This window comes from Duganella levis (assembly GCF_009857605.1).
GTDB lineage: Bacteria > Pseudomonadota > Gammaproteobacteria > Burkholderiales > Burkholderiaceae_D > Rugamonas > Rugamonas levis.
Window position 1 is genome coordinate 187,311 of the sequence record NZ_WWCT01000005.1, and the last position, 18,909, is coordinate 206,219.

Genomic DNA, 18,909 nt, shown 5'->3' on the forward strand with positions numbered 1-18,909 from the left:
GGAAAACGATTTCATGATGCTTGAAAACGTTTTCTGTTTCACTGAAATCGTTTTCTTTATTTGTGAAATCGATTTCATGGTACATAATCAAGTTCAAGGATGTCAATTTAAAAATTGTAGCAGCGTTGTATCCCCTTGCTTTTGATAGGGGTACTTTGCTGCATTACGGAGACAAAAGTGCTATGAAAACGTTACCAAAAGATGGCGTCAAACAAGTGCTGATCGTCGGCGGCGGCACCGCCGGCTGGCTGACTGCCTGCTTTTTAGCCAAACAACTGGGCACCGGCGCGGATGCCGGCAGCGTGCGCATCACGCTGGTGGAGTCTAAGGAGATCGGCATCATCGGCGTTGGCGAAGGCACCTTCCCGTCGATACGCGGCACGCTGGCCACCATCGGCATCGACGAAGCGCGCTTCATCCGTGAGTGCAACGGCACGTTTAAACAGGGCATCCGCTTCAACCACTGGGTGCGCGAACCGGGTGCGGCCGGGGCCGACCACTATTTCCACCCTTTCAGCCTGCCGAGCCAGCGGCCCGGCGGTCCGGAACTGCTGCCGTACTGGCTGCAAGGCGCGGCCGGTCCCGGCGTGGCGTTTGCCGCCGCCACCACCATGCAAAAGCGCGTGGCCGACGCGTCGCGCGCACCGAAGCGCCCGAGCGACGCCGACTTCATGGGACCGCTGAACTACGCCTACCACTTCGATGCCGGCAAGTTCGCCGCCCTGCTCTGCACCCATGCGCAATCGCTGGGCGTGCAGCATGTGCAGGCCACGGTGGAACGGGTGGCGCTGGACGACGATGGCGCCATCGGCGCGGTCCACACCAGGGAAGCCGGCGTGCTGACGGCCGACCTGTACATCGACTGCACCGGCTTCCGCGCGGCGCTGATCGGCGAAGCGCTGGGCACCAGCTTCCGCAACATCAACGACGTGCTGTTTGTCGACCGCGCGCTGGCGATGCAGGTGCCGTACGAGCGTCCGGATGCGCCGATTCCGTCCTACACCATCGCCACCGCTCACGAAGCGGGATGGACCTGGGACATCGGCCTGCACCAGCGGCGCGGCATCGGCTATGTGTATTCCAGCCGCCATACCGACGACACCCGCGCCGAGGAAGTCCTGCGCGACTATATCGGCAAGGCCGCCGACGGCCTGAATCCGCGCCAGCTCAAACTGAATGTCGGCTACCGCGAACAGCACTGGGTGAAGAACTGCGTGGCGGTCGGTTTGTCGGGCGGCTTCCTGGAGCCGCTGGAATCGTCCGGCATCGGCCTGATTGAAACGGCGGCGTATCTGGTCAGCTACCTGTTCCCGCATGACGGCGATTTTGAACCGGTGGCCAAGGTGTACAACGAGATGATGAAGGCGCGCTACGAGCGCATCGTCGATTTCGTCAAGCTGCACTACTGCCTGACACAGCGCAAGGACCACGCCTTCTGGACTGACAACGCCGATGCGGCCAGCATTCCAGATTCATTGCAGGACAAGCTGACCATGTGGCGCAAGCGCGCACCGCACCGCATGGACTTCGTGGTGGACTACGAGATGTATCCGCCATCGAGCTGGCAGTATGTGCTGTACGGGATGGAGTATCCAACCGACTTGTACGCCAACGCCAGAACGCTGCCGCGCATGGAGGAAGCCCGCAAGGAATTCGCCACCATCGAGCAGGTGTCGCACCGCGCGCTGGCCGACCTGCCGGACCACCGCGCCATGGTCGAACACCTGCTGCAACGCGGCGAACGCAAGATCGCTTAGGCTTTTTTAGTCGCCGCGCCCAGTCGGGCGCTGGCGGCGATCAGCAGCATAAAGCAACCCAGCCCGCCAAAGGCCAGGTTTAAACTCGACACGTGCGCGACGAAGCCGATCATCGCCGGCCCGGCCAGAATGCCGGCGTAACCCAGCGTGGTGACGGCGGCAATCGCTAGGCTGGCCGGCATTGAGGTCTGGTTACCGGCCGCCGTGAACAGAATCGGCACCACGTTCGACGCCCCCAGTCCAATCAGCACAAAGCCCACCAGCGCCAGCGGCGCGGACGACGCCAGCACCGACAGGAAGAACCCAGCCGCGCCGCACAAGCCGCCCAGCAGCAGCACGCGCTTGCCGCCCAAGGCGCGCACCACGCGGTCGCCGGTCAGGCGGCCGACCGTCATGGCGATCGCAAACGCCGCGTAACCGAGGCCGCCGCGGCTGGCGTCCAGGCCCTGCTCCACCGTCAGCAGCAGCGCGCTCCAGTCGAGAATCGCGCCCTCCGCCAGGAACGACAGAAAGCACAGCGCACCGATGAAAATCACCGCGCCATGCGGCACCACGAACAGCGGCCCGTCGCGCTCCGCCGCATCCGGCTCGCGCAGCAGATGCGGCGCACACAGGATCAGCGACAAGGCCACCAGCGCCGCAACCACGGCAGCCGAGGCGGTCGGCGTCATGCCGGCCCACAGCATCAGCGCCATCAAACCAGCGCCGATAAAACCGCCGACACTGAACAGCCCATGGAAACCGGACATCAGCGAACCGCCGCTTTCGCGCTCGACGATCACCGCCTGCACATTCATCGCCACATCCAGTGTGCCGATCGACGCCCCGACCGCAAACAGCGTGGCGCCCAATAGCAGCGGCGTCGGCGCGTAAGCCAGGCCGGGCACGAACAAACAGGTAAAGGCACCGGAGATCAGCACCACCAGCCTGCAGCCGTAGCGCGAAGTCAGAATGCCGGTCACCGGCATCGCCACCAGCGAACCGGCGCCGAGGCACAACAGCAGCAGGCCCAGTTCCGCCTCGCCCAGCGTCAGCCGCGTTTTAGCGAACGGCACCAGCGGCGCCCAGGCCGACATGGCCAGGCCGGCGGCCAGAAATGCGAGACGGGTAGATAAACGCTGCTGCGGTCCGATGTGGTTCATGCGCGATGGCCTCCAAGGATGTGGCCGCCAGTATAGTCAATCTGCACCAAGGTGGCGCATATGTTGGAGCACGAACATACCAACGGCCCGCCGCAGCGCATGATCACTTCACCAACAATAAGGAGTAATCATGCAAACACAACCTCTCAATGCAGGGCCAGGCTTGGCGGTGGGCGCCGTGCCGGCCGTCGACGGCAACGCTTCCGGCGTCTCCTGGGGCGCCATCCTGGCCGGCGCGGCCGCCGCCGCCGCGCTGTCCTTCATCCTGCTGATTCTCGGCATGGGCCTCGGCCTGTCGTCGGTCTCGCCGTACCAGTACAACGACAAACCACTGGGCACCGCCAGCGTGGTGTGGATCGCCTTCATGCAGCTGGCTGCCTCCGGCATCGGCGGCTACATGGCCGGCCGTCTGCGCGTGAAATGGGCCAGCATCCATGGCGATGAAGTCTACTTCCGCGACACCGCCCACGGCCTGCTGGCATGGGCAGTCGCTACCCTGGTGACCGTGGCCGTGCTGGCCGGCGGCGCGCGCGCTGCCCTGAGCGGCGCCATCGACACCGGCGCTGGCGTCGCTATTGCTGCCGCTCCGGTCGCTGCCGCAGCTGGCGCAACTGCCGGCGCCAATGCTGGTGCGGGCCGTGGCAACACCTACTTCGCCGACATGATCCTGCGTTCGCCGAACGGCGATGTGGCCACCGACGCGCAGCGTTCGGAAATCAACCGCATCCTGTTGACCGACCTGGCAGCGGGCAAGATCAGCGGTGAAGACCGCGTCTACCTCGCCCAGCTGGTTGCCAAACGCACCGGCATGACGCAAGCGGAAGCCGAGCAGCGCATCGACCTGATCTACGCTCAGGCCACCCAAGCTGCTGCCGACGCCAAGGCCAAAGCCATGGCTGCCGCCGAAGAAGCCCGCAAAGCTGCCGCACACTCGGCGCTGTGGATGTTCGTGGCCCTGCTGCTGGGCGCCTTCATCGCCGCCATCTCCGCCATTGCCGGCGGCCGTAACCGCGACCATTCGCGCGTGCTGATCGCACAGCGCACCATCTAAAACAAGGAGAACACCATGCGTTCGATCTTACTGCTGCTGCTCGGTATCCCCCTGCCGATCGTCATCCTGATTGCACTGTTCGTGCGTTAAAGACGACCCACCTCGATCACCGCGTTGGCAAATGCTTCGGGCGCTTCCTGTGGCAGGTTGTGCCCGATGCCACCGGTGATCAGTTCATGTTTGTACTTGCCGGTGAAGCGCTTCGCGTAGGTCGCCGGCTCCGGATGCGGCGCGCCATTGGCGTCGCCCTCCAGCGTGATGGTCGGCACCGAGATGCTCGGCGACGCCGCCAGTTTCGCTTCCAGCCCCGCGTACTTCACTTCACCCGGCTCCAGGCCGAGGCGCCAGCGGTAGTTATACACCGTCACCGCTGCGTGGTCGGGATTGTCCAGCGCCACGGCGCTGCGCTCGTAGGTCGCGTCATCAAACTTCCATTCCGGCGAGGCCAGCTTCCAGATCAACTTGGCGAAGTCATGGTGGTTCTTTTCGTAGCCCGCGCGGCCACGTTCAGTCGCAAAGTAGAACTGATACCACCATTGCAGTTCCGCCGCCGGCGGCAATGGCTGCTTGCCTGCCTCCTGGCTGCCGATCAGGTAACCGCTCACCGACACCAGTCCCTTGACCCGCTCCGGCCACAGCGCCGCGACGATGTCCGCCGTGCGCGCCCCCCAGTCATAGCCGGCCAGCGTGGCCTTGTCGATCTTCAGCGCATCCATCAGCGCGATAACGTCGGTCGCCAGCGCGGCCGGTTCGCCGTTGCGGACCGCCTTGGCGTCGAGGAAGCGCGTGGTGCCATAGCCGCGCAGGTGCGGCACGATCACGCGGTAGCCTTGCGCGGTCAGCTTCGGCACCACATCGACGTAGCTGTTGATGTCGTATGGCCAGCCATGCAGCAGGATCACTACCGGACCGTTGGCCGGACCGGCATCGACATAGCCGACATTCAGTTCGCCGGCGTTAATCTGCTTGATGTTGGTGAAGCCAGCCGGGCTGGCGGCGTGGGCGCCGACGGCGCCGAACAGGGTGGCGATAGCCAGCGCGGTGGCGGCGACTACTTTAGTGGTGTTCATTATGCGTCCTCCAGGATAACGGTAGAAAGGCTGGCGCCATCATTGACGCCGGCTTCGAAAGAATAGGGATCGACGCCATCCAGGCAGCCGAGATTCACGCGCCACATCAGCGGGTCTTTGCGGGTCTGATGGAACGGATAGATACCGCAGTGTTTGCAGAAATAGTGCTTCGCGACGTTGGTGTTGAACTGATAGAGGGTGAGCGCATCCTCGCCCTGCACGATCGTCAGCTCGGCCGCAGGAAACAGCGGCGACATCAGCGCGCCCTTGCGGCGGCACAGGCTACAGTTGCAGCGCGCGGCCGGCGTCAGCGCGGCGCGGACTTCAAATCGCACGGCGCCGCAGTGGCAGGAACCGTGATGCAGATCGTTCGACATGATGCGCTCTCCCCTTCCGTTTAAACCAGGTTGATCTCGACGTCGATATTGCCGCGTGAGAGCTTGGAGTACGGGCAGGCCTGATGGGCGCCGTCGACCACGGCGCGGGCGGTGGCTTGGTCCACGCCGGGCAGGCTGACGTTCAGGCGGGCGGCCAGGAAGAAGCCGCTGTCGTCCTTGTTCAGGTCCACTTCCGTATCGACCGCCAGGTCGGCCGGCAGTTTCACGCCCAGCTTGCCGGCCACCAGGCCCATGGCGCCAATGAAGCAGGCCGACCAGCCGGCGGCAAACAACTGTTCCGGATTGGTGCCCTGGCCGCTGCTGCCGGGCGACGACAGCTGGATATCCAGACGGCCATCATTGCTGCGGGCGGCGCCTTCGCGGCCGCCGGTGGTGTGGGTTTTGCCGGTGTACAGAACTTGCTTGGTCATGATGAAACTCCTTGGTTGGTTTGATTTATATCGCATCCGATAGAAGCGCATACGTTGCATATTACGCGAAAATTTTGGCGTGTCAAGCAATTCCGATTAAATCGGATGCGATGTATAATCCAGACATTGAACAAGGAGGTGCACCATGAGCAAACCGACCACCCCGCAGCTGGCCGACTTTCTATGCTTTGCGGTTTATTCCGCCAACCTGGCCTACGGCAAAGCGTACAAACCGATCCTGGACAAGCTGGGGCTGACGTACACGCAGTACATCGCCATCATCGCGTTGTGGGAAGAAGACAACCAGACCGTGAGCGGCCTGGGCGAAAAGCTGTATCTGGAATCCAATACACTGACGCCGATCCTGAAAAAGCTGGAAGCGATGGGCTACGTGCACCGCGCGCGCGACCCCGCCGACGAGCGCGTGGTCCGCGTCGGCCTGACCGCCGAAGGCCGCGCCCTGCGCGAAAGCGCCCTGAACATGAACCTGCGCGACGCCACCGGCCTGACCGCCGAAGAATTCCCGGTCCTGCAAAAAGCCGTCGCCAAACTGCGCAACAACCTGGTAAAGGCCGCGCCGGGCAAGGGGTGATTTAAGAGAGGCTTGGGGAGCGGGATATTAAGGCTTGGAGCGGGTGAAGGGAATCGAACCCTCGTATGAAGCTTGGGAAGCTGCCGTTCTACCATTGAACTACACCCGCGTGCCACGCATTCTACGCGCCTTTTCGCACCATTGACAACTTACCCACGCCGCTAGTGGTCCATTGGGAGCACGGGGGGTTGCACATTTACTTCACACGGCGCGCGCCTCTCATGCACAATGTCCGGGCTCTTTTAACGATAAAGGATGACCCATGAAAGCAGTTGCAGGTTTGAGCGCAACCCTGGCCTTGGCGCTGGCCGCCCCACTGGTTCTGGCGCAGGAAGCCGCGCCGGCCGATCCCGTCTCGGTGCTGGTCAAGCAGCTGGAGCTGGGCAAGTACAAGGCCACCATCAAGAGCCTGACCCAGTTCGGCGATCGCCGCCAGGGCACGCAGCGCAACCGTGATGCGCTGGACTGGATCGAGGCGCAACTCAAATCCTACGGCTGCACCAATACGGAACGCCTGCAATACCAGTTCACCCAGCCGGCGCCTGGCGCGCCGTCGGCCCGTCGCGCGGCCGGCATTCCGAGCGGCGGCGCGGGCGGTCCGGCCGGACAAGGTGGCAGCACGCTGTTCGGCAACCGCATTCCAACCGGCGTTAATGCCGATCCGCTGCGCCAGCCGAATGAGCGCCTGCGTGCGCTGAACGCAGAGCAGACGCCAGTCGGCACCTCGCTGCGCGAGAATGTCTACTGCACCAAGGTCGGCAAGACCCATCCGGAAGAGATGTATATCGTCAGCGCCCACATGGACGGCATCGGCTTCGGCGAAGCGGCCAACGACGATGGCTCCGGCACTGCGCTGGTGATGGAACTGGCACGCATCTTCAGCATGCCGGGCGTGGAGACCGATCGCTCGATCCGCTTCATCCTGTGGAACAACGAGGAAACCGGCTTGAATGGCGCCGCCGCCTACGTCGAACAGCGCAAGGATTTGCAGGGGATCGAGTCACCGAAAGGCTCGGGTAAATATCCGGAGCCGAAGTGGCTGGGCATGATCCAGCACGACATGATGATGTACGACCATGGCATGCCGATTCCAAAGCAGGACGCCAGCGGCAAGACCATCTACGTGTCGCCGCCGGAGCAGCGGCTGGAGGCGGATGTCAACATCGAGTACCAGTCGGTGTCGAAGCAGGCCGACGGTTCGGCCAGGCTGGCGTGGGCCTTCCGCGCCGCCAACGACAAGTACGCGACCAACTATCCGGCCGCCGTCGGCTTCCACATGACGAATACCGATTCGACGCCGTTCATGGATCTGGTGCCGTCGATTTCGCTGCGCGAGAATGAGCGCGGCCAGCAGATCGGCGCCGGCTGGAACCCGAACTGGCACCAGCCGACCGATAACTACGATACCTACTCCGACAAGGACTTCCTGCTTGGCCTGAATGCGGCGCAGACCACACTGTCCGGCGTGGCGCAACTGGCCGGCACCCGCATCAGGAAGTAAGCGCTTCCAGCACGATGTCGTGCAGGTGCTGCGCCGGCGGATTCATATCCGCTTCGGCGCGGTACAGGCGCAGGCCGATGTCGGGCAGTGGCGGCAGCGATGGCGCGTCCAGCAGGCGCAATGATGGCGGCAGGCCGACGGCGGTGCGCACTGTCACGCCCAAGCCTGCCGCCACCGCCGCCCACACGCCCGACAAGCCGGGACTGGTGAAGACGATGCGCCACGGGATGCCTGCCTGGTCCAGCGCGCGCGTGGCGGCGGCGCGCATCACACACGGCGCGTCCATCACTACCAGCGGCAGCGGTTCTTCGGCACTGCCGGCGGCCAGTGAGGGCGCCAAACGCGTCTCGTCCGCCGCGCCGATCCAGCGCATCGCCAGGCGGCCGACATCCACCGCATGCGGCGTGGCGGCGCCGCCTTCCCAGGCCAGCGCCATGTCCAGCCGGCCGCTGTTCAACAATTCCATCAATTCGGTATTACGGGCTGCGCGCGCTTCGATGCGCACGCGCGGATGCACGCGGGCGTAGCGGCCCAGCACTTCGGTCAACACGTGTTCGCCGAAGTCCTGCTGGATGCCGAGCCGCACGCTGCCCGCCAGTTCGGCGCCGCGCACGGCATTGGCGGCTTCGTCGTTCAGTTCCAGCAGGCGGCGCGCATAGCCCAGCAGCGATTCGCCGGCCGGCGTCGGGACCATGCCGCGTCCTTCCTTGCGCAGCACCGGCATGCCCAGCTGGTCTTCCAGTTTTTTCAATTGGGCGCTGACGGCGGAGGTGGAGCGGCCCAGCTTGTCGGCCGCCCTGGCGAAACTACCCATGTCCACGCCGGTAACGAAGGTGCGCAAGACGTCGAGGTCAAAGGTCAGGCGGCGCATGGATCATCCTGTTTTTCTGAAGTGTTAATCAAAATATTCCTGATTTTCAGGATCAAGATAGGACGGTATCGTGGCGGTGTCAATCAAAAGGAGGCTGCCATGCCGATTAGCCGTATTTCACTGTTGAAGGGGAAGTCGCCCGAGTATCTGCGCGCGCTGGGCGATAGTCTGCAACGCGCAATGGAAGAGGAATTCAATGTACCGAAGAATGACCGCTTCCAGATGATTCATCAGCATGAGCCGTATGAGCTGATGTTTGACCGCGATTATGAGGGCGGTCCGCGCTCGGATGATTTTGTGTTGATTGCGATCACGCTGGGCAAGCCGCGCAGCACGGAGCTGAAGCAGGCGTTTTACCGGCGGCTGGTGGAGGAGCTGGGGGCGTCGCCGGGCGTGCGGCCGGAGGATGTAATGATTGTGCTGTCATCGTCGCAAGGCGAGGATTGGTCGTTTGGTGGTGGCAGGCCGGCGGCGTCGCTGATGGGAGTACAGCCATGATCGCGATGCAGTATGGCTTTGTGCTACCGGGGGATTACGATATGGCGGTGGTGCGGGAGCGCATCGCTATCAAGGGGCCGTTGCTGGATACGTTGCCTGGTCTGGTCTTCAAGGCGTATCTGCATGCGTCGGCGCCGGAGAAGACATATGCGCCGTTTTATCTATGGCACGATGAGGAAGCGATGCATGGCTTCCTCAACGGCCCGGCCTTTGCCGGTGTGGCGCGGGCGTTCGGCTGGCCGTCGGTGAAGACGTGGACGCCGTGGCATGCGACGGTGGGAGACGCTATCCGTGAGGCGCGCTTTGCGACGCGCACCAGCGCGGTGATTGCGCCGTATGCTGCGCTGGCCGAACTGCGCTTGCAGGAAGAGGCGTACGCGCAGCAGGCGTTGGCGCACGGCGCGCTGGCGGTGGTGATCGGCTTCGAGCCGGTGACCTGGACGATTGCGCGGCTGGTGCTGTGGCGCGATACGGCGGCCGGCGAGGCGATGCCAGTGGCCCTGCACGACGGCGCGGAGATCAAACGCTACGACGTCGGCCATCTGTCGGCGCCCGGCGCGTGATTGCTGGCTTAACGCAGCAGCTGCAGCACTTGTTTCGGCAGCGCGTTGGCTTGCGCGACGATCGCGGCGCCGGCCTGGCTGAGCACATCGCTGCGCGTCATCTGGGTCGCTTCAATCGCATAGTCGGTATCCATGATGCGCGAGCGCGCCGTCGACAAATTGTTGGCCGTATTGGTGGCATTGTCGGCGGCCGCCGTCAACCGGTTATTGACCGCGCCCAGCGTCGCACGGACATCATCTACCTGCGCCAGTTTGGCGTCGAGATAATCCATCGCGTCGCTGGCGCCGCTGTGGGTCGACAAATCCATCGGCGGCTCGCCCGGCGTCGAAATATTCTGCATCACCAGCTCCGGCGGCCCGATCACCACCGACGCCTGCGTGCCGGCGACCAGCCCCGCCTTGGCCGGATTGGCGCCGCCGATGCGCATCGTGTGATTGCCCGGCCGCGCCGCTTCGCTAATAGTCAACGCGCCCTTGTTCGCGCCCGGCGTCAAGCCCAGCGACGCCAGCGCACCGGCCGATGATTCGCTCAGCACGATATCGCGGCCGTCGGCAGCGGTCAGTGTCAGCGTGCCGCCATTGGCGCTGGCGCTCACGCCGACGCCCGTCGCACTGATGGCGGCAGCAGCATCGGCCGCGCGCGCCGCAGCCGTGGCGCCGGAAATCGCGCCGACCGCCACTCCGTTCACCGTCAACGCCCCACTACCGAGCGTGCCGCTGCCGCCCACCGCGCCGCTCACCGTGGTGACGGCGGAAGCGGAAATGCCGTCGATACTGGCGGCATTCACCGCCGCCGCCAGCGCATACGCGCTATCCGCCCCCTGCCCCGGCAGCGCGCCCGCCACCGACGCGCCCACCACGCCGTTATTGATAATCAGGTCGCCGTATTGCAGCGCGCCGAGAACGGCGGTGCCGGCGGCGCTGGACTGCTGCGGCGCGATGTTCACCAGGCCACGCGAGGTGCCGGGCATGAGCACCGCCTGCGGAATGCGCAACTCCACCGTCTGGCCAGATTGCGACCCCACCTGCAACTGCTCGGAAAACGAACCGTCCAGCAGCCGCCGGTCATTGAAGCGGGTGTCGTCGACGATATCGACATTGGCCGCCACCAGCGCATCGACCTCCTGCTGGATCGACTGCCGATCGAGTTTGTTGTTGGTATCATTGGCCGCCTGCACCGCCAGCTCGCGCATGCGCTGATAGTTCTCGGTCAACTGGCTGGTCGCACCGTCGGCGACCTGCACGAGCGAAATGCCATCATTGATATTTTGCGTCGCCCGATGCAGGCCGTTGATCTGCGCCGTCATGCGATCGCCGATCGCCTGTCCGGCCGCGTCATCGCTGGCCGAATTGACGCGCAGTCCACTCGACAGACGCTGCACATGCACGGCCAGATCCGCGCTCGAACGCGCGTAACTGCGTTGGGCATTGAGCGACTCGAGGTTGGTGTTGATCTGCATGGGCGCGTGCGGTTCCAAGCGCCGAATTACGCTTGTCGTCTAATTAACGGCAAAGGAGGGAAAGACTTGAACCGGGCGCTCAGCCCGGCGAGGCGTCCATGCGCTCACGCAGCAGCGCGAGTTGGGCCGGCTCCATGCGGTTGGCGGCGTTGGGCAGATAGCGCGCGGCGGCGTTGAAGCCGGCGCGGGCCGCCATGGTGAGCCACATCCAGGCCTGGCTGGCGTCCGTGTGCACACCCTGCCCGGCCAGATACATCAGGCCCAGATTGAACTGCGCCCGCACGTGGCCCTGGCTGGCCGCCTGCAGATACCAGTGATGCGCCTGCGCGTAATCGCGCGGCACGCCCAGGCCATTGTCATAGCGCAGGCCCAGCGCAAACTGCGCCTGCGTGTGATTCTGCTCGGCCGCCTTGCGATACCATTGCGTGGCCTGCACGCTATCCGGCTGCGGGCCATCGTCGTTATCAAACAGCAGGCCAAGGCTGTACTGGGCCGCCGCATAATCCTGCTCGGCCGCGCGCCGGTACCAGCCCATCGCCTTGCGATAATCCTGCGGCACGCCGCGTCCCGTTTCATAGCGCAGGCCCAGGTCGAACTGTGCCCGCAGATGCCCCTGGTCGGCCGCCTTGCGGTACCAGAAGATCGCCTCTTGGTGATCCATCATCACGCCATGGCCGGCGTCGTACAGCATGCCCAGGTGGTACTGGGCACCGGGGAAGCCCTGCTCCGCCGCCTTGCGATACCAGAGCTGCGCCTGTTCGTAATCCTGTTCCACGCCCTGGCCATGGTCATAGCGCAGGCCGAGGTTATTCTGCGCCGCCGCATGTCCCTGCTCGGCCGCCTTGCGATACCAGTCCAGCGCCTTCTGCTCGTCGCGCGGCACGCCCTGGCCGTTATCGTAGATCAGGCCCAGGTTGAACTGCGAACTCGCATGGTCCTGCTCCGCCGCGCGGCGATACCACAGGATGGCCTTCTGCGAATCCTGCGTGATGCCGTCGCCTTTATCGAAGCGCAGCGCCAGGTTGAACTGCGCCGGCGCATAGCCCTGGTCGGCCGCCTTGCGATACCACGACAGCGCCTGCCCTACATCCTGCTGCACGCCCTGCCCATTGTCGTAGCGCAAACCGAGATTGAACTGCGCGCGCGCGTAGCCCTGCTCCGCCGCCTTGCGATACCAGAAGATGGCCTGCTTGAAGTCTTGCGGCACGCCCTTGCCGGTGTCGTACATCATGCCGAGATTATTCTGCGCGCCGGCGTCGCCCTGCTCGGCCGCCTTGCTGAACCACAGCATGGCCTGCTGCGTATCGTTCGGCACACCCTGGCCCTTGGCGTACAGCCAGCCCAGGTTGTACTGCGCGGCCGCATAGCCCTGTTCCGCCGCCTTGCGATACCACGCCGCCGCTTCCTCGAAATTCTGCTCGACGCCCTGGCCCTTCTGGTACATCACGCCCAGGTTGTACTGCGCGTGCTCCAGCCCCGATTGCGCGGCCTGGCGATACCACACCACCGCCAGCTCGAAGCTCTGCGCCACACCCTGGCCGTTGAAGTACATAAAGCCCAGGCTATGCTGGGCATTGGCGACACCGCGCTCGGCCAGTCCCTTCACGCGCAGGAATTCTGCGGTGTACGTGCTGCCGTTACTGGCGTCGGCTTCGTTGGGACCGTACTTCGTCATCAGGCCTGAATCGCGATCATTGAGGGTTCATACTCCGTCATCGTCACCGGCGACGTATAACGACGGTTCTGCTCATGCAGCACATCGATAAAGCTCTCCAGCGAAATCGGGCGATGGTACAGATAGCCCTGCATCGTGCTGCAGCCGTTGGCTTCCAGGTAGCGCGATTGCACATCGGTCTCCACGCCTTCCGCCACCAGGTGCAGGCCCAGTCCGCGCGCAATCGAGATGATCGCCAAAATCACTGGATAGTGGCCGTTCTCGTCGTGGATCTCCTTGACGAAGGACTGGTCGATCTTGATGGTGTGGATCGGGAAGCGGTGCAGATACGCCAGCGACGAATAGCCGGTGCCGAAATCGTCGATCGCCACCGACACGCCCAACTGGCACAATTTGTTCAGCTGCTCGATCGCATATTGCGGATTGCGGATGCAGATATTCTCGGTGATCTCGACCTCGATCTGCGCCGGCGAAATGTCGTAGCGCGTCAGCGCGCCGCGCATCTTCTCGAAGAAGTCGCCGCGATCCAGATACTGCGGCGACAAATTCAGCGACAGGCGAATCGACTCACCGCCGGCCGCATTCCATTGCAGCAGGTCGCGGCACAAGGCGCCCAGCATCCAGTCGGAGATCGGCAGCATCAGGCCATTCTCTTCGGCGAACGGCAGGAATTCGCCGGCCGACAGCAAACCGCGCTGCGGATGGTTCCAGCGCATCAGCCCTTCCGCGCCGATGATGCGGCCGGTGGCCACATCCAGCTGCGGCTGGTAATACATTTCCAGCTCGTTGTGCTCCAGCGCCTTGCGCAGCGCCTGTTCCAGCGCGATCTTCTGGTGCGACACATCCAGCATCGAGTTGTGATAGAAGCTGTGGCCATTCTTGCCCAGCGCTTTCACCTGATACATGGCGATGTCCGCATGGCGCAGCAGCTCGTCGATGGTCTCGCCGTCGGTCGGATACACCGCAATGCCAATCGAGGCCGAGATGTGCACCTCATGCCCATCCAGATCGAACGGCCGTTGCAGGCTCTCCAGGAACTTGTCGGCGATGGCCTTGGCGTCCTGGCGGTCGCGCAGCTCCGGCAGCACGATGGTGAATTCGTCGCCGCCCTGGCGCGCCAGCGTATCGCCGCGACGCAGGCAGTCCTTGAGGCGCGTCGCCACCTGTTGCAGCAGCTCGTCGCCCTTGACGTGGCCCAGCGTATCGTTGACCAGCTTGAAGCGGTCCAGATCGACGAACATCACCGCCAGCTCGGTCAGTTTGCGCTTGGCCTGGATCACGGCCAGGCCAAGACGGTCCTTGAACAGCATGCGGTTCGGCAGGTCGGTCAGGATGTCGTGATAGGCCTGGTACGAAATCACTTCCTCGGCGCGCTTGCGGTCCGTGATGTCGCGCGCCACGCCGTAGGTGCCGAAGAATTCGCGCGTCTTCACTTCGTGGTCGGGAATGTGCATGCCGATCGCGTTGAGCGAAATCGTCATCAGCGTGTTGTTGAAGGTGCGCTCGACACCACCACCGGCGCCGGTGCCGGGATGGCACTTCAGGCGCAGCTCGACGTTGCGCGACGCCCGTTCATCGACGCGGCGTTCGTTGAAGGCATAGCGCGCGCGCTCCTGGTCTTCATCGTGCACCAGCACCGAGTAGTGGCGGCCGATCAGCTCTTCGCGCGTAAAGCCCAGCAGCTGCTGCACGCGGTCATTCACGAACGTGAACTTGCCTTCGTGGTTCAGCGTGTAGATGATGTCCGGCGACGAGTCCACCAGGTAGCGGTACATCTTCTCCGAGTTTTCCAGCTGGCCGGCGATGCGCTCGTTCTCGACCGCCAATTGACGCTTCTGCAGCGCGTTCTTGACGGTCTTGAGCAGCTCCTCACGGCTGTACGGCTTGCGCAGGTAGTCGTAGGCGCCGCGTTTCAGCGCGCCGATGGCTGCCTCGATGCCGACATCGCCGCTCATCATAATGACATCGCAATCGATGTCGCGGGCGTTGATGTAATCCATGATCTCATGCCCGCTCATATCGGGCAGACGGAGATCGAGCAGGATCAGATCGAATTTCAGCTTGGTCAGCTGGGCCAGCGCCTCGCTGCCGCAGGTGGCGGTCACCAGGTGGTAATCGCGGTCGCGCAGCAGCTCATACAACGATGACAGCAGGCGCGGTTCATCATCGACAAGCAGGAGACGGGGACGGTTATCAGAAGTCAAAGCTTCGACGGGGGCTAGGTCGAAAGAGTTCAGGTTCATCATGGCCTTAAGCGGAATCCATCACCCGCGTTGTCACGCTGGTGAGTTGGCTGGTACTGCCTTTGGCTGGCAGCAGGATTTCAAAGGTAGTACCCGTTTTGCCGGAACGGCAGGTAATCAGGCCTTGCATTTTCTTGACCAGGCTATGGACGATGGACAGTCCAAGGCCATGGTGAGCGCCCTCCTTGCTACTTTGCACAGGAGAGAACAGGTTGGCCAGCACGTCTGCCGACAAACCCGGACCGGTGTCGCTCACCACCAGTTCCAGATACAGCTTGCGTTCACGGTTCACGTGACCGCGATTTGAAATCTCGATCTTGCCGCCATCGGCCAGGGCTTCGATGGCGTTCTTGATCAGGTTGACCAGCACTTGCTTGAGCATGTCGGCGTCGCCGTCGATCTCGGCCGGCTCTTCCTGCATGCGCACCACGATCTGCACCGAGGCCGGCACGAAGTCGGTGGCGCGGAACAGGCGCAGCACATCGTCCACCACCTTGGCGACGTCGGTGACGCGCGAGGTCTCGGTCGGCTGCAAATCGGCCAGGCCGTTAATCAGCTGGCCGACGCGGTCGATCTCCTCGTTCAGGATCGACATCTCGCCGACCACCGGCTCGCGGCGCGCCAGCTTGCTGTCCAGGACCGACAGGTAGTTCTTGATGATCGACAGCGGGTTGTTCACCTCATGCACCACGCGGCGCGAGGCTTCGCGGTATTCTTCCGCCACATGGGCGATCTGGCGCTTGGCGTGACCGCGTTCGCTCATCGCCGTCTCCAGCGAGGCTGCGGCCTGGGTGCCGAACGATTGCAGGAAGCGCTCGCGTTTTTGCAGCGCTTGCAGCTGCCACGCCGGCGCGCCGCCGATCAGCACACCGAGGCAGCGCTGGTTGGCCACCAGCGGCAAGCACACCATGCTGTCGCTGCCGAGAATGCGGAACAGCTGTTCTTCCGAGACGTTGAGCGCCTGGCCTTCGCGGCTGATGTAGGCCAGCTTGCGCTCCAGCGCCGCCTGCGCCACCACGCCGCCCTTATTCAGCGGGATCACGAATTCGGCCAGCCGTTGCTGGCCCTCGCCGGTCGACACGCCGTGCAGCGCATGGCCGGTGGGGTTCTCCAGCAGCAGCACGGCGTTTTCCAGATCGAACAGGATGCGCGCCGAGCGCGTGATGGCTTCCAGCAGGCCCGCTTCGCCATGCTGGCGCGCGAAGGTCTGGCCCATCTCGGACACCAGCATGATGTTGCGGACTTCTTCCGACAGCCGCTGCTGCACCGGATCGACCATCGGCGGCGCATACGCCGCCGGGGCGACGATATCGTCAGCGCCAGCCAGGTCGATGCCGAGGTAGTTGGCCGACTTCTCCACCTGGCGCGCGGCGTTGCTGATGATCTGCTCCAGCTTCTCGCCATCCAGGTTGCACAGGCGCGCCGCCTCTTCGATGGCCACCTCCTGGTCTTCGTGGCAGCACAGCAGGTGCGCCAGCCGCACGATGCGGATCAGCGGATGGGCCGCTTCCAGACGGGTAATCGGTTCGTGGTGATACAGCACGCTGTCGGCCAGGAAGGAATCCAGGTTCCAGCGTTCGATCAGCCAGGCGCCTGCTTCCGAGTGGGTGATCTGCAGCGTGCGTTGTTCGACCGCGCACAGGTCTTCGTCATCGCGCGCGGTGAAGTTAAAGGCGTATTCTTTCGGCGCCGTGGCCAGCAGGGCAAGGCGGCCGACGTTGTGCAGCAGGCCGGCCAGGTAGGCCTCTTCCACGTGCGGATATTCCATCTGGCGGGCGACGTCGCGCGCGATGACGGCAGTGGTCAGCGAGCCTTTCCAGAAGCCGCGCAAGTCGGTGCTGGCGGAATGCGGGAAGCTGTTAAAGGTCTGGAAGACCGATTCGCTGATCACCAGCGTCTTGATCATGTCGGTGCCGAGCGATACCAGCGATTGCTCCAGGCCCACCGTGCGCTGGTTGCGATGGTAGGCCGAGCTGTTGGCGACGGTAAGGATCTTGCTGGTCATCGCCGCATCCTTGGCGATGAGGGCGGCCAGCTCCGGCATGCCGGCGTCGTCGGCTTGCAAGTGTTCAATCAACTTGATGAGTATCTGCGGCATGGCCGGCAGACGGGCAATCAGCAGTCGATTGCGAATATCATGGTCAGATTGTTGATGCATCGTATCAAACATTGCCGCCAGTAGACATCGATCAAAGAGCGGAACTCAACGGCCAAATTCCACCAACGTTAGGTTTCATGCGGGTTCCAAGCGCGTTTCAGACCTAAAATAATCGCGCTAAAAAATTATCTTAGCATAAAGTCTGATAATAACTTAACACGTGGAAAAATTTCTTTCTCAACTAAGTCACTTTCCTGCCGTTAATGTTTATCAGCTCGGATAGCGCGCTAGCATGCGCCGGTAATGACGCGACGTCAACCACAAAGCGAGAGCAGAGGCACTAAAGGCCATCTGTCCTGCGGCTAACCACAACGTCGAGTGTGATAAGAAGGGGGCAATCACCCCTGCCACGATGGCGCCCAGCAGGGTGACAGCGAACGACTGCACCGAGGCCACCGTGCCACGGATGTGCGGGAACAGGTCCAGCGCCAGCAGCGTCGCCCCCGGCGCCACCATCGACATCCCGAACGTATAAAACAACATCGGCAGCACGGTCCACGGCAGCGCCGGCGGCAGGAAGCTGTGATACAACAGATTGACGGTGGACGCCGACAGCAGGAAGCAGAAACCGATGCCGATCTGGCGCGCGAACGGCATCTTGCCGGCGATACGGTTGGCGGCCAGCGCGCCAAGGAAGATGCCGCTCACCGAAGGAATGAACAGCCAGGCGAATTGCGACGGCCCGAGGTGCAGCTCCTCGGGCAGAAACACCGGCGCGGCGGCGATGTAGATAAACAGGCCGGCGAAATTCAGCGCCACCACACCGGTCTTCAGGTGGAACAGCGGTGAGCGCAGGATTTCGCCGTAATTGCGGACCAGGAAGCGCGGGTTGAACGGATGGCGTTTTTCCGGCGGCAGCGTCTCCGGCAGGCGGCGATAGCAAAAGATAAACAGCAGCGTGCTGTAGGCCAGCAGCGACAGGAAGATGGCGCGCCAGTCGAACAGCGTGACGATCCAGCCTCCCAGGATAGGTGCGATGGCCGGGGCGATCGAGAAGATCATGGTCACCAGCGACAGCAGGCGGGCGGCGGCGGCATCCGCATACAGGTCGCGGATGATGGCGCGGCCGACCACCACGCCGGCGCCGGCCGAGATGCCTTGCATGATGCGGAAAACCCACAGGTAGTGGACGGTGTGGGCGGATGCGCAGCCCAGCGTGCCGATGGCGAACATGGCCAGCGAGACCAGGATGACGTTGCGGCGTCCGAAGGCGTCCGACAGCGCGCCATGCCACAGCACCATGCCGGCGAAGGCCAGCATATAGAAGGTCAGGCTTTGCTGCACTTCCAGCGGCGTGGCGTGCAGCGTGGACTGGATGTTGGGGAAGGCCGGCAGGTAGGCGTCGATGGAGAACGGGCCGATCATCGACAGGCCGGCCAGCATCACGGCCAGCGCGGCGGCGGTGAGGGGTTTGCGGTGTGATGGTTCGGGGGGCGGGACGTCGTGGTCGAGGTCCTGGTCTGGCAGGTCGGCTGGCGGAGTTGGCAGCATAAATCGTTTTCCTTTTGGCGCGCATGCGT

At 63.5% G+C, this 18,909-nt stretch carries 16 protein-coding genes and 1 tRNA gene; 6 read left to right on the plus strand and 11 right to left on the minus strand.

Annotated features, from left to right (window positions below):
- Positions 1-182: 182 nt before the first annotated feature.
- The gene (locus tag GTP69_RS08920) at positions 183-1,757 is read left to right on the plus strand and encodes a tryptophan halogenase family protein (protein WP_161054545.1); all 1,575 of its coding nucleotides are present in this window, start codon (positions 183-185) and stop codon (positions 1,755-1,757) included.
- Here the strand turns inward: GTP69_RS08920 and GTP69_RS08925 are convergent.
- On the minus strand, positions 1,754-2,899 hold the full coding sequence (locus GTP69_RS08925; RefSeq protein ID WP_161054546.1) for an MFS transporter: 1,146 nt from the start codon (positions 2,897-2,899) through the stop codon (positions 1,754-1,756). The genes GTP69_RS08920 and GTP69_RS08925 overlap by 4 nt on opposite strands.
- A 130-nt stretch (positions 2,900-3,029) precedes the next feature.
- On the opposite strand from GTP69_RS08925, the gene GTP69_RS08930 reads away from it, so the two are divergent.
- On the plus strand, positions 3,030-3,950 hold the full coding sequence (locus tag GTP69_RS08930; RefSeq protein ID WP_161054547.1) for a hypothetical protein: 921 nt from the start codon (positions 3,030-3,032) through the stop codon (positions 3,948-3,950).
- Between the two features lie 86 nt (positions 3,951-4,036).
- Here the strand turns inward: GTP69_RS08930 and GTP69_RS08935 are convergent, their stop codons facing one another.
- From GTP69_RS08935 to GTP69_RS08945, 3 genes are read right to left on the minus strand one after another with little or no spacing between them, the layout of a single operon-like run.
- Entirely contained in the window at positions 4,037-5,020 is a 984-nt protein-coding gene (locus GTP69_RS08935) for an alpha/beta fold hydrolase (protein ID WP_161054548.1), read from the minus strand.
- Positions 5,020-5,397 carry a GFA family protein gene (locus tag GTP69_RS08940; protein WP_161054549.1) on the minus strand — a complete coding sequence of 126 codons (378 nt, stop codon included), beginning with the start codon at positions 5,395-5,397 and terminating at the stop codon, positions 5,020-5,022. Before GTP69_RS08940 ends, GTP69_RS08935 begins: the two co-directional genes overlap by 1 nt.
- A gap of 20 nt (positions 5,398-5,417) precedes the next feature.
- Positions 5,418-5,828 (minus strand): organic hydroperoxide resistance protein, encoded by a 411-nt coding sequence (locus tag GTP69_RS08945; RefSeq protein ID WP_161054550.1) that lies wholly within the window; start codon positions 5,826-5,828, stop codon positions 5,418-5,420.
- A gap of 145 nt (positions 5,829-5,973) precedes the next feature.
- Here GTP69_RS08945 and GTP69_RS08950 point away from each other — a divergent pair, with 145 nt between their 5' ends.
- Positions 5,974-6,420 (plus strand): MarR family winged helix-turn-helix transcriptional regulator, encoded by a 447-nt coding sequence (locus tag GTP69_RS08950; protein ID WP_161054551.1) that lies wholly within the window; start codon positions 5,974-5,976, stop codon positions 6,418-6,420.
- 35 nt (positions 6,421-6,455) lie between these two features.
- On the opposite strand, the gene GTP69_RS08955 is transcribed toward GTP69_RS08950, so the two are convergent.
- Positions 6,456-6,529, minus strand: a tRNA-Gly gene (locus GTP69_RS08955).
- A 153-nt stretch (positions 6,530-6,682) separates the two neighbouring features.
- On the opposite strand from GTP69_RS08955, the gene GTP69_RS08960 reads away from it, so the two are divergent.
- The gene (locus GTP69_RS08960; protein ID WP_161054552.1) at positions 6,683-7,921 is read left to right on the plus strand and encodes a M28 family peptidase; all 1,239 of its coding nucleotides are present in this window, start codon (positions 6,683-6,685) and stop codon (positions 7,919-7,921) included.
- Here GTP69_RS08960 and GTP69_RS08965 read toward each other — a convergent pair.
- Positions 7,911-8,792 (minus strand): LysR substrate-binding domain-containing protein, encoded by an 882-nt coding sequence (locus GTP69_RS08965; protein WP_161054553.1) that lies wholly within the window; start codon positions 8,790-8,792, stop codon positions 7,911-7,913. The two genes, GTP69_RS08960 and GTP69_RS08965, sit on opposite strands and share 11 nt — an antisense overlap.
- A 99-nt stretch (positions 8,793-8,891) precedes the next feature.
- Here GTP69_RS08965 and GTP69_RS08970 point away from each other — a divergent pair, with 99 nt between their 5' ends.
- Positions 8,892-9,290, plus strand: a complete 399-nt coding sequence (locus GTP69_RS08970; RefSeq protein ID WP_161054554.1) for a tautomerase family protein — start codon at positions 8,892-8,894, stop codon at positions 9,288-9,290.
- Entirely contained in the window at positions 9,287-9,853 is a 567-nt protein-coding gene (locus GTP69_RS08975; RefSeq protein WP_161054555.1) for a DUF4865 family protein, read from the plus strand. Before GTP69_RS08970 ends, GTP69_RS08975 begins: the two co-directional genes overlap by 4 nt.
- Before the next feature lie 8 nt (positions 9,854-9,861).
- Here GTP69_RS08975 and GTP69_RS08980 read toward each other — a convergent pair whose 3' ends face one another.
- From GTP69_RS08980 to GTP69_RS09000, 5 genes are all read right to left on the minus strand, one after another.
- On the minus strand, positions 9,862-11,313 hold the full coding sequence (locus tag GTP69_RS08980; protein WP_161054556.1) for a flagellin N-terminal helical domain-containing protein: 1,452 nt from the start codon (positions 11,311-11,313) through the stop codon (positions 9,862-9,864).
- Between the two features lie 79 nt (positions 11,314-11,392).
- Positions 11,393-12,988, minus strand: a complete 1,596-nt coding sequence (locus tag GTP69_RS08985) for an SEL1-like repeat protein (RefSeq protein WP_161054557.1) — start codon at positions 12,986-12,988, stop codon at positions 11,393-11,395.
- Entirely contained in the window at positions 12,988-15,231 is a 2,244-nt protein-coding gene (locus GTP69_RS08990; RefSeq protein WP_161054663.1) for an EAL domain-containing protein, read from the minus strand. Before GTP69_RS08990 ends, GTP69_RS08985 begins: the two co-directional genes overlap by 1 nt.
- Positions 15,232-15,238: 7 nt before the next feature.
- On the minus strand, positions 15,239-17,389 hold the full coding sequence (locus GTP69_RS08995; RefSeq protein WP_229260862.1) for an HDOD domain-containing protein: 2,151 nt from the start codon (positions 17,387-17,389) through the stop codon (positions 15,239-15,241).
- Between the two features lie 210 nt (positions 17,390-17,599).
- Positions 17,600-18,880 (minus strand): multidrug effflux MFS transporter, encoded by a 1,281-nt coding sequence (locus GTP69_RS09000; RefSeq protein WP_161054558.1) that lies wholly within the window; start codon positions 18,878-18,880, stop codon positions 17,600-17,602.
- Positions 18,881-18,909: the final 29 nt, after the last annotated feature.

Excerpts from the sequence above, each read along its gene's own strand:
- GTP69_RS08930 (WP_161054547.1), top strand. The coding sequence starts at position 3,030 with ATGCAAACACAACCTCTCAATGCAGGGCCAGGCTTGGCGGTGGGCGCC.
- GTP69_RS08965 (WP_161054553.1), bottom strand. The coding sequence starts at position 8,792 with ATGCGCCGCCTGACCTTTGACCTCGACGTCTTGCGCACCTTCGTTACC.
- GTP69_RS08995 (WP_229260862.1), bottom strand. The coding sequence starts at position 17,389 with ATGCATCAACAATCTGACCATGATATTCGCAATCGACTGCTGATTGCC.
- GTP69_RS08935 (WP_161054548.1), bottom strand. The coding sequence starts at position 5,020 with ATGAACACCACTAAAGTAGTCGCCGCCACCGCGCTGGCTATCGCCACC.
- GTP69_RS08970 (WP_161054554.1), top strand. The coding sequence starts at position 8,892 with ATGCCGATTAGCCGTATTTCACTGTTGAAGGGGAAGTCGCCCGAGTAT.
- GTP69_RS08950 (WP_161054551.1), top strand. The coding sequence starts at position 5,974 with ATGAGCAAACCGACCACCCCGCAGCTGGCCGACTTTCTATGCTTTGCG.
- GTP69_RS08960 (WP_161054552.1), top strand. The coding sequence starts at position 6,683 with ATGAAAGCAGTTGCAGGTTTGAGCGCAACCCTGGCCTTGGCGCTGGCC.
- GTP69_RS08940 (WP_161054549.1), bottom strand. The coding sequence starts at position 5,397 with ATGTCGAACGATCTGCATCACGGTTCCTGCCACTGCGGCGCCGTGCGA.
- GTP69_RS08980 (WP_161054556.1), bottom strand. The coding sequence starts at position 11,313 with ATGCAGATCAACACCAACCTCGAGTCGCTCAATGCCCAACGCAGTTAC.
- GTP69_RS08920 (WP_161054545.1), top strand. The coding sequence starts at position 183 with ATGAAAACGTTACCAAAAGATGGCGTCAAACAAGTGCTGATCGTCGGC.
- GTP69_RS09000 (WP_161054558.1), bottom strand. The coding sequence starts at position 18,880 with ATGCTGCCAACTCCGCCAGCCGACCTGCCAGACCAGGACCTCGACCAC.
- GTP69_RS08985 (WP_161054557.1), bottom strand. The coding sequence starts at position 12,988 with ATGACGAAGTACGGTCCCAACGAAGCCGACGCCAGTAACGGCAGCACG.
- GTP69_RS08975 (WP_161054555.1), top strand. The coding sequence starts at position 9,287 with ATGATCGCGATGCAGTATGGCTTTGTGCTACCGGGGGATTACGATATG.
- GTP69_RS08925 (WP_161054546.1), bottom strand. The coding sequence starts at position 2,899 with ATGAACCACATCGGACCGCAGCAGCGTTTATCTACCCGTCTCGCATTT.
- GTP69_RS08945 (WP_161054550.1), bottom strand. The coding sequence starts at position 5,828 with ATGACCAAGCAAGTTCTGTACACCGGCAAAACCCACACCACCGGCGGC.
- GTP69_RS08990 (WP_161054663.1), bottom strand. The coding sequence starts at position 15,231 with ATGAACCTGAACTCTTTCGACCTAGCCCCCGTCGAAGCTTTGACTTCT.